At 58.3% G+C, this 14,725-nt stretch carries 17 protein-coding genes; 12 read left to right on the forward strand and 5 right to left on the reverse strand.

Features of this window, described 5'->3' with window-relative positions; translation table 11 throughout:
• Positions 1-522: 522 nt before the first annotated feature.
• Positions 523-846, reverse strand: coding sequence for a ferredoxin FdxA (fdxA, locus tag K9857_RS02910; RefSeq protein WP_150769711.1), 324 nt, complete (start codon positions 844-846; stop codon positions 523-525).
• Positions 847-987: 141 nt separating this feature from the next.
• Positions 988-3,567, reverse strand: coding sequence for a DNA mismatch repair protein MutS (gene mutS, locus K9857_RS02915; protein ID WP_224533402.1), 2,580 nt, complete (start codon positions 3,565-3,567; stop codon positions 988-990).
• 210 nt (positions 3,568-3,777) lie between these two features.
• Here mutS and K9857_RS02920 point away from each other — a divergent pair, with 210 nt between their 5' ends.
• From K9857_RS02920 to recX, 8 genes are all read left to right on the forward strand, one after another.
• Positions 3,778-4,512, forward strand: coding sequence for an XRE family transcriptional regulator (locus K9857_RS02920; protein WP_175375280.1), 735 nt, complete (start codon positions 3,778-3,780; stop codon positions 4,510-4,512).
• Between the two features lie 486 nt (positions 4,513-4,998).
• Positions 4,999-5,415, forward strand: a complete 417-nt coding sequence (locus K9857_RS02925; RefSeq protein ID WP_224533403.1) for a tail fiber assembly protein — start codon at positions 4,999-5,001, stop codon at positions 5,413-5,415.
• A gap of 143 nt (positions 5,416-5,558) precedes the next feature.
• Complete coding sequence (locus K9857_RS02930; protein ID WP_224533404.1) at positions 5,559-5,912, forward strand: phage holin family protein; 354 nt, start codon at positions 5,559-5,561, stop codon at positions 5,910-5,912.
• Positions 5,913-5,995: 83 nt separating this feature from the next.
• Positions 5,996-6,559, forward strand: coding sequence for a glycoside hydrolase family 19 protein (locus K9857_RS02935; RefSeq protein ID WP_224533405.1), 564 nt, complete (start codon positions 5,996-5,998; stop codon positions 6,557-6,559).
• Positions 6,541-7,077 carry a lysis system i-spanin subunit Rz gene (locus K9857_RS02940; RefSeq protein ID WP_224533406.1) on the forward strand — a complete coding sequence of 179 codons (537 nt, stop codon included), beginning with the start codon at positions 6,541-6,543 and terminating at the stop codon, positions 7,075-7,077. The genes K9857_RS02935 and K9857_RS02940 overlap by 19 nt, the downstream gene beginning before the upstream one ends.
• 79 nt (positions 7,078-7,156) lie before the next feature.
• Positions 7,157-7,657, forward strand: coding sequence for a CinA family protein (locus tag K9857_RS02945; RefSeq protein WP_175375023.1), 501 nt, complete (start codon positions 7,157-7,159; stop codon positions 7,655-7,657).
• 83 nt (positions 7,658-7,740) lie between these two features.
• The gene (gene recA / locus K9857_RS02950) at positions 7,741-8,799 is read left to right on the forward strand and encodes a recombinase RecA (RefSeq protein ID WP_224533407.1); all 1,059 of its coding nucleotides are present in this window, start codon (positions 7,741-7,743) and stop codon (positions 8,797-8,799) included.
• 8 nt (positions 8,800-8,807) lie between these two features.
• Positions 8,808-9,275 carry a recombination regulator RecX gene (gene recX / locus K9857_RS02955; RefSeq protein WP_224533408.1) on the forward strand — a complete coding sequence of 156 codons (468 nt, stop codon included), beginning with the start codon at positions 8,808-8,810 and terminating at the stop codon, positions 9,273-9,275.
• Between the two features lie 48 nt (positions 9,276-9,323).
• Here the strand turns inward: recX and K9857_RS02960 are convergent, their stop codons facing one another.
• Positions 9,324-10,466 carry a TIGR00730 family Rossman fold protein gene (locus tag K9857_RS02960; protein WP_224533409.1) on the reverse strand — a complete coding sequence of 381 codons (1,143 nt, stop codon included), beginning with the start codon at positions 10,464-10,466 and terminating at the stop codon, positions 9,324-9,326.
• 479 nt (positions 10,467-10,945) lie between these two features.
• Between K9857_RS02960 and K9857_RS02965 the strand changes: the two genes are divergently transcribed.
• On the forward strand, positions 10,946-11,146 hold the full coding sequence (locus tag K9857_RS02965; protein ID WP_175375019.1) for a hypothetical protein: 201 nt from the start codon (positions 10,946-10,948) through the stop codon (positions 11,144-11,146).
• On the opposite strand, the gene K9857_RS02970 is transcribed toward K9857_RS02965, so the two are convergent.
• On the reverse strand, positions 11,147-11,569 hold the full coding sequence (locus K9857_RS02970; protein WP_224533410.1) for a PA3611 family quorum-sensing-regulated virulence factor: 423 nt from the start codon (positions 11,567-11,569) through the stop codon (positions 11,147-11,149).
• 189 nt (positions 11,570-11,758) lie between these two features.
• On the opposite strand from K9857_RS02970, the gene K9857_RS02975 reads away from it, so the two are divergent.
• The 3 genes from K9857_RS02975 to K9857_RS02985 all read left to right on the forward strand — a co-directional run bounded on the left by K9857_RS02975 (position 11,759) and on the right by K9857_RS02985 (position 13,782).
• The gene (locus K9857_RS02975) at positions 11,759-12,502 is read left to right on the forward strand and encodes a tRNA-uridine aminocarboxypropyltransferase (protein ID WP_224533411.1); all 744 of its coding nucleotides are present in this window, start codon (positions 11,759-11,761) and stop codon (positions 12,500-12,502) included.
• Between the two features lie 189 nt (positions 12,503-12,691).
• Entirely contained in the window at positions 12,692-13,342 is a 651-nt protein-coding gene (erdR, locus tag K9857_RS02980; protein ID WP_224533412.1) for a response regulator transcription factor ErdR, read from the forward strand.
• 77 nt (positions 13,343-13,419) lie between these two features.
• Complete coding sequence (locus K9857_RS02985) at positions 13,420-13,782, forward strand: diacylglycerol kinase (RefSeq protein ID WP_095197038.1); 363 nt, start codon at positions 13,420-13,422, stop codon at positions 13,780-13,782.
• On the opposite strand, the gene K9857_RS02990 is transcribed toward K9857_RS02985, so the two are convergent.
• Complete coding sequence (locus tag K9857_RS02990; RefSeq protein ID WP_224533413.1) at positions 13,779-14,705, reverse strand: LysR family transcriptional regulator; 927 nt, start codon at positions 14,703-14,705, stop codon at positions 13,779-13,781. The two genes, K9857_RS02985 and K9857_RS02990, sit on opposite strands and share 4 nt — an antisense overlap.
• Positions 14,706-14,725: the final 20 nt, after the last annotated feature.

The raw sequence follows: 14,725 nt of genomic DNA on the forward strand, positions 1-14,725 counted from the left end.
CAGGCTCGTGTAGCTGGCAACAAAAAGCCCCGACTGTTCGGGGCTTTTTGTTGCCCCGGAAAAAGCTGCCAGGGCCTTTGGTGGGAGCGAGGCTGCTCGCGCGAAAGCCAAGCCCACCACGCGCGGATTTGCAGCGCCTGGCTGTAAGCCTTCTCTCACTCTTAGCGTAGGTGTTCGTTATTTTTACACTGATGCAGTCGGCCCAAGGCGGCTCTGTTTAAATCTAACCACCTGAAAAATAACAGCTATTTTTTAGATTAAGGGCATATGACAGATAGTATTAGTCCAGAAGCACGGTTGCTCTGAACGGGAATCGGCCTAGTATCTGGGTTGTGTCAACGGACAGACACGCCCTTCAAGGATCGAGGGGAAAAGGACATCGCAGGACGCGATTCATCAGGATGATGAAAAAGGAAACACAGGGAATAGGGAAAGAAAGTGGGCGGGTCATACCGCCCCTTTTTTTGCCCGCAGAAAAGCAAAAAGGCCCTTGTGGGGCCTTTTTCGGGAACGCGCGGGTAATCAGCGTTCGAGGTGTTCGATCTTGCCTGGCTTGCCATCCCACTCCGCGGAGTCGGGCAAAGGATCTTTGCGCTCGGTGATGTTTGGCCAGACTTCAGCCAATTCCAGGTTCAATGCAAGGAAGTTTTCCATGCCGGCTGGGACTTCATCTTCGGAGAAGATGGCCACAGCAGGGCACTCAGGTTCGCACAGTGCGCAGTCGATGCACTCATCCGGGTGAATCACCAGGAAATTCGGGCCTTCGTAAAAGCAGTCCACCGGACACACTTCTACGCAGTCGGTGTACTTGCACTTGATGCAGTTGTCGGTGACGACGAAGGTCATTTCTAATTTTCTCCTCAGGCGCGGCTTGCTGCGCCCCTTCACGTGGGGGTCGCATGGTTCGGGAGCGATAGTCTGCAGACCAGGCTAAAGCCTGCAGCATCCCAAACCGCGCGAGATTCTAACAGCTTGCAAGCCTGTGCGTTAGATCCGTGTCTTTAGTGTATAGAGCATTTCGAGCGCACGACGTGGTGTCATGTCGTCCAGATCGAGCTTGGCCAACTCATCCAGCACCGGATGCGGCAGGCTGGCGAACAGGTCGCTCTGCTGCGGCGCGGCCGGTTTGCCCTTGGCTGGCTTGGGTGCTTCATGGGGCAAGGCGGTGTCTTCCAGGCGGCTCAAGTGCTCGCGGGCGCGCAGGATCACTTCGCTCGGCACGCCGGCCAGTTGGGCTACCGCCAGGCCATAACTCTGGCTGGCAGGTCCCGGCAGTACGTGGTGCAGGAACACGATGCGCTCGTTGTGCTCGGTGGCATTGAGGTGCACGTTGGCTACCAGCGGCTGCGATTCCGGTAATACCGTAAGCTCAAAGTAGTGAGTCGCGAACAGCGTGTAAGCGCGCAAATGCGCCAGGCGTTCGGCCGCAGCCCAAGCCAGGGATAAGCCGTCGAAAGTACTGGTGCCGCGCCCGACTTCGTCCATCAGCACCAGGCTGCGCTCGGTGGCGTTGTGCAGGATGTTGGCGGTTTCGCTCATTTCCACCATGAAGGTCGAGCGTCCACCCGCCAGGTCATCGCTGGAACCGATCCGGGTGAAGATCCGGTCCACGAGTGACAATTCGCAACTGGCTGCGGGTACGAAACTGCCGATATGGGCCAGCAACACGATCAACGCGGTCTGGCGCATGTAGGTGGATTTACCGCCCATGTTCGGACCGGTGATCACCAGCATGCGGGTGTTGTCATCGAGGCTCAGATCGTTGGCCACAAACGGCGTGGTCAGCACTTGCTCGACCACCGGGTGGCGACCCTGACTGATGCGCATGCACGGTTCGCTGACGAAACGCGGGCAGTTCAGGTCCAGGTTCAGCGCACGTTCGGCCAGGTTGCTCAGCACATCCAGCTCGGCGAGGGCGCCGGCGGTGTCCTGCAGCGGCGGCAATTGTGATATCAGATCTTCGAGCAATGCTTCGTAAAGCATCTTCTCCCGAGCCAAAGCCCGGCTCTTGGCCGATAGCGCTTTGTCTTCGAACTCCTTAAGTTCCGGGGTGATGAAGCGCTCGGCACCCTTGAGGGTCTGGCGACGGATATAGTCCGCCGGCGCCGATTCGGCCTGCTTGCTCGGCAACTCGATGAAGTAACCGTGGATGCGGTTGTACCCGACCTTCAAGTGCGACAGGCCCGTACGGGCTTTTTCGCGAGCTTCGAGATCGATCAGGAATTGCCCGGCGTTTTCACTCAGCGACTGCAACTCGTCGAGTTCGCTGTCGTAACCGGTCTTCAACACGCCACCGTCACGGATCACCGCGGGCGGGTTGTCGATGATGGCTTTTTCCAGCAGCGCCGCCAACTCCGGATAGGTACTGGTGGTGGTCGCCAGCTTCTGCAGGTGCGGGGCTTCCAGTTCGGTCATTGCCACTTGCAGATCAGGCAACGCGCCGAGTGCGTCGCGCAGGCGCGCGAGGTCTCGCGGACGCGCATTGCGCAGACCGATCCGCGCCAGAATCCGCTCGATATCGCCGATTTCCTTCAACTGCGGTTGCAGCTGTTCGAAGCGATAGCGGTCGAGCAGGCAGGAAATCGATGTCTGGCGAGCCAGCAAAACAGTCAGGTCACGCAGCGGACGGTTCAGCCAGCGGGTCAGCAGGCGGCTGCCCATGGCGGTCTGGCAACGGTCGACCACCGATTGCAGCGTGTTGTCGCGGCCACCGGCCAGGTTGGTATCGAGTTCCAGGTTGCGCCGGCTCGCGCCGTCGAGCACCACGGTATCGTCCAGACGCTCATGACGCAGACTGCGCAAATGGGGCAGGGTAGTACGCTGGGTTTCCTTGGCGTAGGCCAGCAGGCAACCGGCGGCACCGATGGCCAGGGTCAGGGTCTCGCAGCCAAAACCTTTCAGATCCTGAGTGGAAAATTGCTGGCACAGGCTTTTATGCGCCGAATCTCGCTCGAAATCCCATGGTGCGCGGCGGCGAACACCACGGCGTTTCTCCGCCGGCAGATCCTTCGGCCAGTCATCCGGGATCAGCAATTCCACCGGATTGACACGCTCGAGTTCCGCCAGCAGGTTTTCCCAACCCTTGATTTCCAGGACGCTGAAGTTACCGCTGGTGATATCCAGCACTGCCAAACCGAACAGGCGCTCGTCTCCAAGAACGGCAGCGATCAGATTGTCGCGACGCTCATCCAGCAGCGCTTCGTCACTCACCGTTCCCGGCGTGATGATCCGCACCACCTGACGCTCCACCGGTCCCTTGCTGGTGGCCGGGTCTCCGACCTGCTCGCAGATCACCACCGACTCGCCGAGCTTCACCAGTTTGGCCAGGTAACCCTCGGCCGCATGATAAGGAATGCCGCACATCGGAATCGCCTGACCTGCCGACTGCCCGCGAGCGGTCAGGGTGATGTCGAGCAACTTGGCGGCCTTCTTCGCGTCCTCATAGAAGATCTCGTAGAAGTCACCCATGCGGTAGAACATCAACTGGTCGGGGTGCTGGTTCTTCAGGCGCCAGTACTGCTGCATCATTGGCGTGTGGGAGGACAGGTCGGTAAGGGCTTTATTCATCGGTGATCGGAAAACTCGTTCAAAGGTGTAGGGCAAAAATGGGGCATCGGCCCGACTTTTCCGCAATGGGCGCAAGATTAACATGGGCGCTCTGCAGGACGCAGGCATGAACGCTGCGTGGTTCTGTTATGCAGCGTCCTTCGCGGCTTATGCGTCATTTATGCAATTGAGCATTTGTCTTCTGTCAATAGAACGAGCAATATGCGCGTTATGCAAAAACGCAATGTTTCTACCGTCCTAAGAGCACTGCTCGACCAGCACGGGATCTCCCCCACGGAGCTCCACCGTCGCACCGGCGTGCCTCAATCCACTCTCTCGCGGATTCTCAGCGGGAAGATCGTCGATCCTTCGGATAAACACATCTCGAAAATCGCCGAATACTTCTCGGTGAGCACCGACCAGTTGCGTGGCCGCGCGGATGTCGCGTCGGCAGCAGTTGGCGGGCGCGATCAATCACATTCGGAACTCAAGGATATAAGTCTGTGGGACGACGACACCCCCGTCGATGACGACGAGGTCTCGGTCCCCTTTCTTCGCGAGGTTGAATTGGCCGCGGGATCAGGAAGATTCGTCATCGAAGAGAGCGAGCGCGCAAGCCTGCGCTTCGGCAAGCGCAGCCTGCGCCACAATGGCGTGCAGTTCGACCAGGCCAAATGCGTGACCGTTCGCGGCAACAGCATGTTGCCGGTGCTGCGCGATGGCGCCACGGTGGGGGTCAACGCTGGGAAGTCCGGGATTGGCGACATCGTCGATGGCGACCTTTATGCGATCAACCACAACGGCCAATTGCGGGTGAAACAACTCTACCGCCTGCCCACCGGCATTCGTCTGCGCAGCTTCAATCGCGACGAACACCCCGACGAGGACTACAGCTTCCAGGAAATGCAGGAAGAACAAATCGTGATCCTCGGCCACGTCTTCTGGTGGGGCATGTACGCCCGCTAACCCGATCACCATTCGACAAAAACCCGCCCTCAGGCGGGTTTTTTTCGCCTTGAAAAAGCTGGCCAAGCCTTTGTTTGCGGGGCTTTTAATGCGCTGGTGCATTTGTCGTGCATAAATAAATGCATTTACGCATTGACTGTATATGCATCCATGCATATTCTTTGTCTCAAGCCGCTACACAAAGTGGCTCGAAACGAAGCTCTTTAGTTACACCAAAAGGCAGCGATGAACCGGCCTCAACGGTTCAGAGGGTTGGCAACTGACCCGGGTGTGCAGCGTAAAGCACCGAAAGCAGTTATCCGGCGGGCAGGGACCGCGGCCGGAAGAACAATCTGAACAGACCCGTACCGCGCCAGTAGCGCCGAAAGGTCGACGCGAAGGACCGCATTACTGAAAAGCCCGGTTCATGCCGGGCTTTTTGGAATGCCTACCTGACAGGGCAGATACCACGTGCCGGGGGACTCCGGCCTCAATAAGGAAATTACGATGAAAAAATACGCACGCGTCGTCGATGGCCAAGTCGACAACATCTTCGAAACCAGCAACCCGATCACCGAGGAATTCCCGACCGATCAGGTCTGGGTGGATGTCACTGCATTGCCCAGGATCGACTACTCCTGGAATGCGGTGAATACCGATGGCGTCTGGACGTTCACGGACAGTAATCCGTGGGCGCAGCCATCCGAACTGGCCTGGCAAATGCGAATGGCAAGAGAGCAACGGTACCTCAAGGTAAACACCACTCTGGATTCCACAGCGCTTCAGTACAAGGTTGATCTGGGAGTCGCCACTGCCGCCGATGAAGCCGCTCTGCTGGCTTACAAGCAGTTCTTCATCGATATGAGCAGCGTGAACAAGCAACCGGGCTACCCGCTGACCGTCACCTGGCCCGAGATTCCGTAAGTTCAACTTCAGCCATCTGTAAATACACCCCGTCAAGCGGAGTGCATTACTGAAAAGCCTGGCTAACACCGGGCTTTTTGGAATGCCTGCCTCGGTCATCTTCGAATCCGGCACACACCATCAATCACCCCAGGAGGTGAGACATGACATACGAGCAACAAGTGTTGCTGGACATGCCGATCTGGCTCGTCATCGTTCTCGCCCTGCTGGGCGGGATATCCGGCGAAATGTGGCGCGCCGACAAGGACGGCGCTCGCGGCTGGTCATTGCTGAGACGGTTGGCCCTTCGTTCTGGTGCCTGCATGGTCTGCGGCGTTTCGGCCGTTATGCTGCTCTACGCAGCCGGTATGTCGATCTGGACCTCGGGCGCCTTTGGGTGTCTTACCGCGATGGCGGGAGCGGACGTGGCAATCGGGCTTTACGAGCGTTGGGCTGCGAAGCGTATCGGGGTTTGTGAGGTGCCGCCGCCCCGAGATTCCCGATCTGACCAGAACTGAAATTCAGGAGGAAGTTCTTGTAATTCACGTCCTGGCCAGACTTCACGCGTTGACGCGTCATTAAGTATTGAGGTTCTTCGACGATGGAGCTCACCTTTGCGCAGTTGCTTGAAATCTATTCCCACGCCCGCATCCATGCGGGCGTTTTCGTTTCCCCCCTCAACACCGCCATGGCTCGCCGCAAAATCAACTCGCCCAAACGCATCGCCGCCTTCCTCGCACAAGTCGGCCATGAATCCGGGCAGTTGCAGTACGTGCGTGAACTGGGTAGCGATCAATACCTGAGCAAATACGACACAGGATCCCTGGCTGCTCGCCTGGGCAATACGCCGGAGCCCGATGGCGATGGTCAGCGTTATCGTGGTCGGGGTCTGATCCAGATCACCGGTCGCAATAACTATCGCCAGTGCAGCCTTGGCCTGTTTGGTGATGAGCGTTTGTTGGCTTTGCCGGAACTGCTCGAGCAACCGCAGTGGGCCGCCGAGTCTGCGGCGTGGTTCTGGGAGCAGAACGGCCTCAATGAACTGGCTGATCGCGACCAGTTCAACAGCATCACGCGGCGTATCAACGGTGGCTTGAACGGATTGCAGGATCGTTTGCAGCTCTGGGCGCGGGCGAGGGCGGTGTTATGTCAGCCTTCGGTTTGAAGCCTGCGGTCTATCGGTGGTTCTGTGCTGCCTTGGTGCTGGTCGTGTTGACCTGCGGTTCGGCGGCGCTGGCCTGGCGGATTCAGGATTGGCGTTATGGTCGGCAGTTGGCGGAGCAGGCTCGCTTGCACAGTGAATCGCTGAATCAGTTGAATCTGGCGGCGGCGATGCAGCAACGAATCGAGCAGAACAAGCGCCTGGCCCTCGAGCAACAACTGTCGACCAGCGAACAAAACCATTTCCGAGTGTTGAGCGATGTCCAACGTGATCAGGATCGCCTGCGCGATCGTCTTGCCACTGCTGATGTGCGGCTGTCAGTCCTCCTCGATGCCGCTGACACGGCTTCAATCCGTACAGTGCCAGCCGCCTCCGGCCCCGGCGGCGTGGATTCTGGCCCCGTACGCGCCCGACTTGACCCGGCGCATGCTCAACGAATTATCGCCATCACCGATGCCGGCGACCGGGGATTGATTGCCTTGCAGGCGTGTCAGGCATATGTGAGGGCGCTAATCCGCTAACATTTTGAGCGACCCTGTAACTTGCAAGCGCGATGCGCTCGTGTACGGTAGGTCTCATTCCGCCCATCAGGAGATGACCGTGAAAGTAACCACTCAACTGGCCGCCGATCTTGGCAGGCACTTGCAGATGCTCAACGCCCATGTCTCCACGGCCGAGTCTTGTACCGGTGGCGGGATCGCCGAGGCCATCACTCGCATTCCTGGCAGCTCGGCGTGGTTCGAGGCCGGTTATGTCACCTACTCCAACTTGCAGAAGAACATGCAACTGGGTGTCCCGGTCGAGTTGTTCACGACGGTGGGCGCTGTCAGCCAGGAGGTGGTCGAGGCGATGGCCAGGGGGGCGCAGGAAAAAAGCCGGGCGTTTTTCTCCGTGGCGGTCAGTGGCATTGCCGGGCCGGACGGCGGTTCGCCGAACAAGCCGGTGGGCACGGTATGGCTGGCCTGGGGCGTGGGCGAGCGGGTATTCAGCGAGTTGCAGCACTTCGCCGGTGACCGCGACGAGGTTCGCCGACAAACGGTGAAGGCCGCGCTAGAGGGGTTGCTGCGGTATGCCGCGGCAGAAATCTCAAATCAGGGGTAGGCGATCCACAATCGCTGTGGAATAATACTGGCTACTTATACAGGTGTTGGCCGTCAGGCCTTATTGATTACGTGAGGACTTTAATGGACGACAACAAGAAGAAAGCCTTGGCTGCGGCCCTGGGTCAGATCGAACGTCAATTCGGCAAGGGTGCCGTAATGCGTATGGGCGATCAGGACCGTCAGGCGATCCCATCCATCTCTACTGGCTCTCTGGGTCTGGACATTGCTCTTGGCATCGGCGGTCTGCCAAAAGGCCGTATTGTTGAAATCTACGGTCCTGAATCTTCCGGTAAAACCACTCTCACTCTCTCCGTGATCGCCCAGGCTCAAAAAGCTGGCGCGACCTGCGCATTCGTCGACGCCGAACACGCCCTGGACCCTGAATACGCCGGCAAGCTGGGCGTGAACGTCGACGATCTGCTGGTTTCCCAGCCGGACACCGGCGAACAGGCCCTGGAAATCACCGACATGCTGGTGCGTTCCAACGCGGTTGACGTGATCATCGTCGACTCCGTGGCGGCGCTGGTACCGAAGGCTGAAATCGAAGGCGAAATGGGTGACATGCATGTGGGCCTGCAAGCCCGTCTGATGTCCCAGGCGCTGCGTAAAATCACCGGTAACATCAAGAACGCCAACTGCCTGGTGATCTTCATCAACCAGATCCGTATGAAAATCGGTGTGATGTTCGGCAGCCCGGAAACCACCACCGGTGGTAACGCGCTGAAGTTCTACGCTTCGGTTCGTCTGGACATCCGTCGCACTGGCGCGGTGAAAGAAGGTGATGAAGTCGTCGGTAGCGAAACCCGCGTCAAGGTTGTGAAGAACAAGGTGGCTTCGCCGTTCCGTCAGGCCGAGTTCCAGATTCTTTACGGCAAGGGCATCTACCTCAATGGCGAGATGATCGACCTGGGTGTTCTGCACGGTTTCGTTGAAAAATCCGGTGCCTGGTATGCCTACAACGGCACCAAGATCGGTCAGGGTAAAGCCAACTCGGCCAAGTACCTGGCGGATAACCCGGATGTTGCCGCTGCGCTCGAGAAACAACTGCGTGACAAGCTGCTGTCTCCTGCGTCGGTAGCAGACGCCAAAGCTTCTGCGGTTAAAGAGACCGAAGACGATCTGGCTGACGCTGATATCTGATTGATCCGATGACGACCGCCGTACTCGATACACTCGTCGCGGTGCGGCGAACCGCCATGGACCTGCTCGCGCGACGCGAGCACGGTCGAGTCGAGCTGACGCGTAAACTGCGTCAGCGCGGCGCTCTCCCAGAACTGATCGAAACAGCGCTCGACCGATTGACGGAAGAGGGCTTGCTCTCCGAATCCCGTTATCTCGAAAGCTTCGTTTCCTATCGTGCCCGCTCCGGCTATGGCCCTTTGCGCATTCGTGAAGAGTTGAGCCAGCGGGGCCTGCAACGCAGCGATATCGAGTTGGCCTTGCGCGAATGCGGTATCGACTGGCAGGCGCAACTGGAAGACACCTGGCGGCGCAAGTTTTCCGAGTTGCCGATAGATGCACGGGAACGCGCCAAGCAAGGCAGGTTCCTGGCCTATCGGGGATACTCCATGGAAATGATCAGCCGCTTGCTCAGTGGCCGAAGCATGGATTACTGACTGAATAAAAACGGCCCGCTATTTCGATAGCGGGCCGTTTTTTTTGCCTCAGATTTCTTTCGAAGTTTCCCGCGATCGTTGCTGCGCTTGGGGTTGGGCCTGAAGTTGAGATTGAGACTGAGATTGTTCCCAGTTTTCCGACAGGTTGATGTAATCCACCAGCTCTCGCAACCGGCCGTGGTTACGGGCGTTGAAAGTGAAGGCCAGCCGAGCCAGATGGCCGAACTGCGCTTCATCATGCTCTTCACCGCTATAGGCGTGCTGATGGAAATGATCGCTCAGGCACAAATCCGCGAACGCCTCCTGCATGTCTTCAAGTGCTCGATCACTGAGCCGGTGATTCATGCGAATCACGAACTGATGCTTGAGCCACCGGCTGGAGTGGAAGTTGCTGTAGAACTGGTTGATGTGCTCGACCGCTTCCTCGACGGTGTGGACCAGTCTCACCAGTTTCATGTCTGTAGGCAGGATGTAGCGATTTTCCTCCAGCTGTTGCTGGATGAAGTCCAGCGCTCCTTGCCAGAATTTGCCGCCAGGTACATCCAGCAACACCACCGGCACCAGTGGGCTTTTGCCGGTCTGGATCAGTGTCAGTACTTCCAGCGCTTCATCAAGGGTGCCGAATCCGCCCGGACAGAGCACCAGGGCATCGGCTTCCTTGACGAAGAACAGCTTGCGGGTGAAGAAAAAGTGGAACGGCAGCAGGTTGGTCGTGCCGTTCACGGTGGGGTTGGCGTGCTGTTCGAACGGCAGGGTGATGTTGAAGCCCAGGCTGTTGTCTCGTCCGGCGCCTTCGTGGGCCGCCGCCATGATGCCGCCACCGGCGCCGGTGATGACCATCATCTCCGAGCGGGCGAGCGCGGCGCCGAGTTCCCGGGCCATGGCGTACAGCGGGTGTTCAATCGGTGTGCGGGCCGAGCCGAACACCGTGACCTTGCGTCGCCCCTTGAACTGCTCGAGTACCCGGAACGCTTGCTCCAGCTCGCGAAGGGCTTGCAGGGTGATCTTGGCATTCCAGCGGTTGTGGTCTTCCTGGGCCATGCGCAGCACGGTCAGGATCATGTCGCGGTAGATGGGGATGTTGGGGCTGTTGGGTGAAACCAGGTTGAGTTGTTCTTCGACCTTGCTGATGAGGTCGTGGCCGCTTTCCTGAAAATGACGGCTCAGGAGGTCATTCGGTTGGTAAGGCATTCAACTTCTCCTTCTGCACAGAACCCAAGGCTTCGACAACGCATTCGTCGACGCCACGACACGTCCTGTGTCGCTGTCTGCCCAGGCCCATGCCTGGGCGATCCACTTGACCCGAACAACATCGGGTCATCCATACAGGCTCTGTTTTTCCCTTGGATGAAAGAAACGTTCGCATGACACAACGGGTATCGGGCAGCCCCCTTCAGCCCTGAAACATAACGATCGATACCTTGAAATCTAGACCCTTGTGGTGATTTGCGCTGACTGGATCATTGCGCCGCAAAGTCTTTTCTGGCAACCGCTTATTGACTGTTTACGAAGTGGTTTCGCCGCTCGTCTGAAGCTGCGCCGTGCGTCTGCCACTCTGATTTACTAATTTACAGGCGTCATACGACAGCTTTGCGTCAAAGCAGGGCTTGGGTTCAAGCGGTACAGGGATTGATCGCTCAACAAGAGCGAGTAGCAAGGAGGCGGGAGCCATGGCCAGAGTCGTTCTGGAAATAGAGATCGATACACAACTGTATCGATTGCTCAAGTCATCGGCCGAGACCAATCATTTGAGTCTTGAAGAAGAGTGCTGCCGACGACTGGAGGGGGGAGAGCATCGTTCGCGCTATTTGCAGGCACTGCTGGCAGAACTGCGCGCCGAGGATGAACAGCGGCGCGCAAAATCCCACTGATTACTTTTTCTTCGGCGTTGCTTTCGGGCAGTCCGATTCCTGGAAGCTTGCCGAGCCTACCGGGCGATTGGTCTTGATCTCGGTGAAGTCGTAACGCATCACCGCGCCTTTTGCCATCAGCTTGCGGAAACCGGGGTTGTTGCAGACCGAGGCGCCGAGCTGGAAATACACCGCCTTTGGATCGGCGCGCATTTTCTGGGCGTGGCTGCTTTGCACGCTCAGGTGGTTGATCAGCGTGTTGCCTTCGACGGTGTAGCCCTGATCAAGAATGTCTTCATTGATCGCCCGTGGAGTGCCAACGCTGCTTTGTGCGGCGACATTGCGCAGCTCTTTGTTCAGATTCTGCTCACTCAGGGACGCAGCCTGAGCGCTGAAGGACGACGCCAGCAGAATGGCAGCGGTTGGGACGATAAGGCGCAGCATGAAACTCTCCTGGTTCAGTGACTGGTGCTTCGACCAGCCACGTGACTGTGCGTTCAGTGGCGGCGAATTATAGGGGAGCCCGTCTGGACGGTACAGGCTTGTGCCGGCGGCTCTGATAAACTGCCGGTCTTTATTGCCCTGCCGAGTCCTGTTCGTGTCGAGTTTCCCAGTCTGCCGGCGTTGCCATTGATGAACCACGCCCAAAACGCCGTCGCCCGTCTGCGTGACCAACGTGAAGATGAAGGTATCAAGCCGATTCAGGCCCGAGGCTGGCGCGCGCCCCGTTGCCGCGCCTGTCGAGTGATCGAGAGTCATTGCCTGTGCGCCTGGCGCCCGCAGGTCGAGAGTCGTTCCGGTATCTGTCTGATCATGACCAGCAAGGAAGTGTTCAAGCCCAGCAATACTGGTTGGCTGATTGCCGATGTGGTGCGCGACAACCATGCGTTCATCTGGTCGCGGACTGAAGTCGATCAGCAGTTGCTGGCGCTGCTGTCCGACCCGCAATGGCAGCCTTACCTGGTGTTCCCCGGCGAGTACGTGGCGCCTGAGCGCGTGACCAACACGGTGACGACCGATAGCCGCAAGCGTCCACTGTTCATTCTGCTGGATGCGACCTGGACCGAAGCCCGCAAGATTTTCCGTAAAAGCCCTTATTTCGACGCGTTGCCGATCCTCAGCCTGCTGCCCGAAAAACTTTCCCGCTATCAGTTGCGTCGTTCGACCCGCAGCGAGCACCTGTGCACGGCCGAAGTCGCGGCGCTGTGCCTGGATCTGGCAGGCGATGTTCAGGCCGCATCGGCCCTGGAAGCCTATTTCGATGTGTTCAGCCAGCATTACCTCGATGCCAAGCGACAACTGGAAATGAATGTTGAAACACCGGCGCATGCCGAGTTGTTGCCGTTTGTGCGAAACGCTGCTGCGGTCATGAGCTGATTGTCGCCCATACTGCAAAAGACTGTACTGGCCATGTAGCTTGACCACCCTGGCTTCGCTGGGCATGCTTGGCGCCGATTAGGGTGCGGCCGAAATTTGATACACCGTGTGTACTGGTGTTGAACGTGCCCTGTTGGTGCAGCTCCGTGGCTGTACTTCGAGTTGTTTGAAAACAGGATCATTTGAAAAATGGCCACATACGAAATCCTGATTGCCGATGACCACCCGCTTTTTCGTTCCGCCTTGCATCAAGCGTTGACCCTGGGCCTTGGCCCGGATGTCCGTCTGGTGGAAGTGGCGAGCATTGCCGAACTGGAAACCCGCCTGACCGAAAAGTCCGACTGGGACCTGGTGCTGCTGGATCTGAACATGCCCGGAGCCTACGGCTTTTCCGGGTTGGTGCTGTTGCGTGGCCAATACCCGCAGATTCCGGTGGTGATGGTCTCGGCTCAGGAAGAAGCCTCGGTGATGGTCAAGTCCCGGGAGTTTGGCGCCAGTGGCTTCATACCCAAGTCCAGCGACCTGAAGGTGATCCAGAAAGCCGTGCGTTCGGTGCTCGATGGTGACGTCTACTGGCCTGCGCAGGCATTTGAAGCCGTTGCCGTGTCCGAAGAAGCCAAGGCGGCCAGTGAAGGCCTTGCCAGCCTGACTCCGCAGCAGTTCCGCGTGCTGACCATGGTCTGCGAAGGTTTGCTGAACAAGCAGATCGCCTACGAGCTGAGTGTTTCCGAAGCGACCATCAAGGCCCACGTGACGGCGATTTTCCGCAAGCTCAATGTACGAACGCGGACCCAGGCAGCGTTGCTCCTGCAACAACTTGAGTCAATTTCGAGCCACTAAGGGTTGGCGTCTTCACGCTTTTTTGACTTGGGTTAATCTAGTTTCCTCACTCCTTTTCTGGTCAGTTGCCTACTCTTATGTCTCCTTTCAAAGGCCAGACCGGCCTTAAACGCATTCTCAATGCCTCCGGCTATTCCTTTGATGGCCTGCGCGCCGCCTTTACCGGCGAGGCGGCTTTTCGGCAGCTGGTCCTGCTCAATGTCATTCTGATTCCCTTGTCGTTCTTCCTGAACGTCAGTCGCGTCGAGCAGGCGTTGCTGATTGCGGTCTGCCTGCTGGCACTGATCGTCGAGTTGCTCAACTCGGCAGTGGAGGCGGCGATTGACCGTATCTCCCTCGAACGGCACCCGCTGTCAAAAAACGCCAAGGACATGGGCAGCGCCGCGCAATTGGTGGCACTGACCATGATCGCCCTGGTCTGGGCAGTGATTCTGCTCTAAGCGATTGCCGGCAGTACGATCTCGTCGCTGCGCTGGACTCCTGCGGTGAAAGCGCGGCACAGATCGAGAAACTCGCGCATCGCCGAGGTCTGGTACTTCTGTTTGTGCCAGATGAAGTAAAACTGCCGCGCCAGGTCCAGATCCGGTGTCTCCACCGGCACCAGACTGCCGCGACGAAACGCATCGCGCAGTGCCAGCCGTGAAATGCAGCCAATCCCCAGACCTGACTCCACAGCACGCTTGATCGCTTCGGTGTGCTCCAGCTCCAGACGAATGTTCAGCGCGCTGTGGTGATGACGCATGGCCTGATCGAAGGTCAGCCGCGTTCCCGAACCCTGTTCGCGCAGAATCCAGGCTTCCTGGCTCAGTTCGTCCATGGTCGCGATGCCGCGTTGGGCCAGCGGATGCTGCGGGGCGCAAAACACCACCAGTTCGTCCTCGACCCAGCTCTGCACTTCGATGTCCGGGTGGTTGCAATCGCCCTCGATCAGACCCAGATCAATTTCGTAGTGGGCGACCTGTTGCACAATGTTGGCAGTGTTCTGCACATGCAGCTTCACCTGGCTTTCCGGGTGGCGCTGCATGAAGCCGCCGATCAGCAGGGTGGCCAGGTAATTGCCGATGGTCAGGGTGGCGCCGACCGCCAATGAGCCGAAACCGGACTTGCCGTTGAGCAGGTCTTCGATTTCCTTGGCCTGGTCGAGCATTGCCACCGCTTGCGGCAGCAGCTGCTTGCCGAGGGCGTTGAGGCTCAGCCGTTTGCCGGCGCGATCGAACAGCTGGCAGCTGGACTGGCGCTCCAGTTCGGTGATCGAGGTGCTCGCCGCCGATTGCGAGAGATTGAGCAGGCCCGCGGCGCGGGAAACACTCTCTTGCTGGGCGACGGCGACGAAGACTTGAAGTTGACGGAGAGTAAATCGCATATCGATATAACCGATAACCC

The organism is Pseudomonas sp. REP124 (assembly GCF_020164475.1).
Classification (GTDB): Bacteria; Pseudomonadota; Gammaproteobacteria; order Pseudomonadales; family Pseudomonadaceae; genus Aquipseudomonas.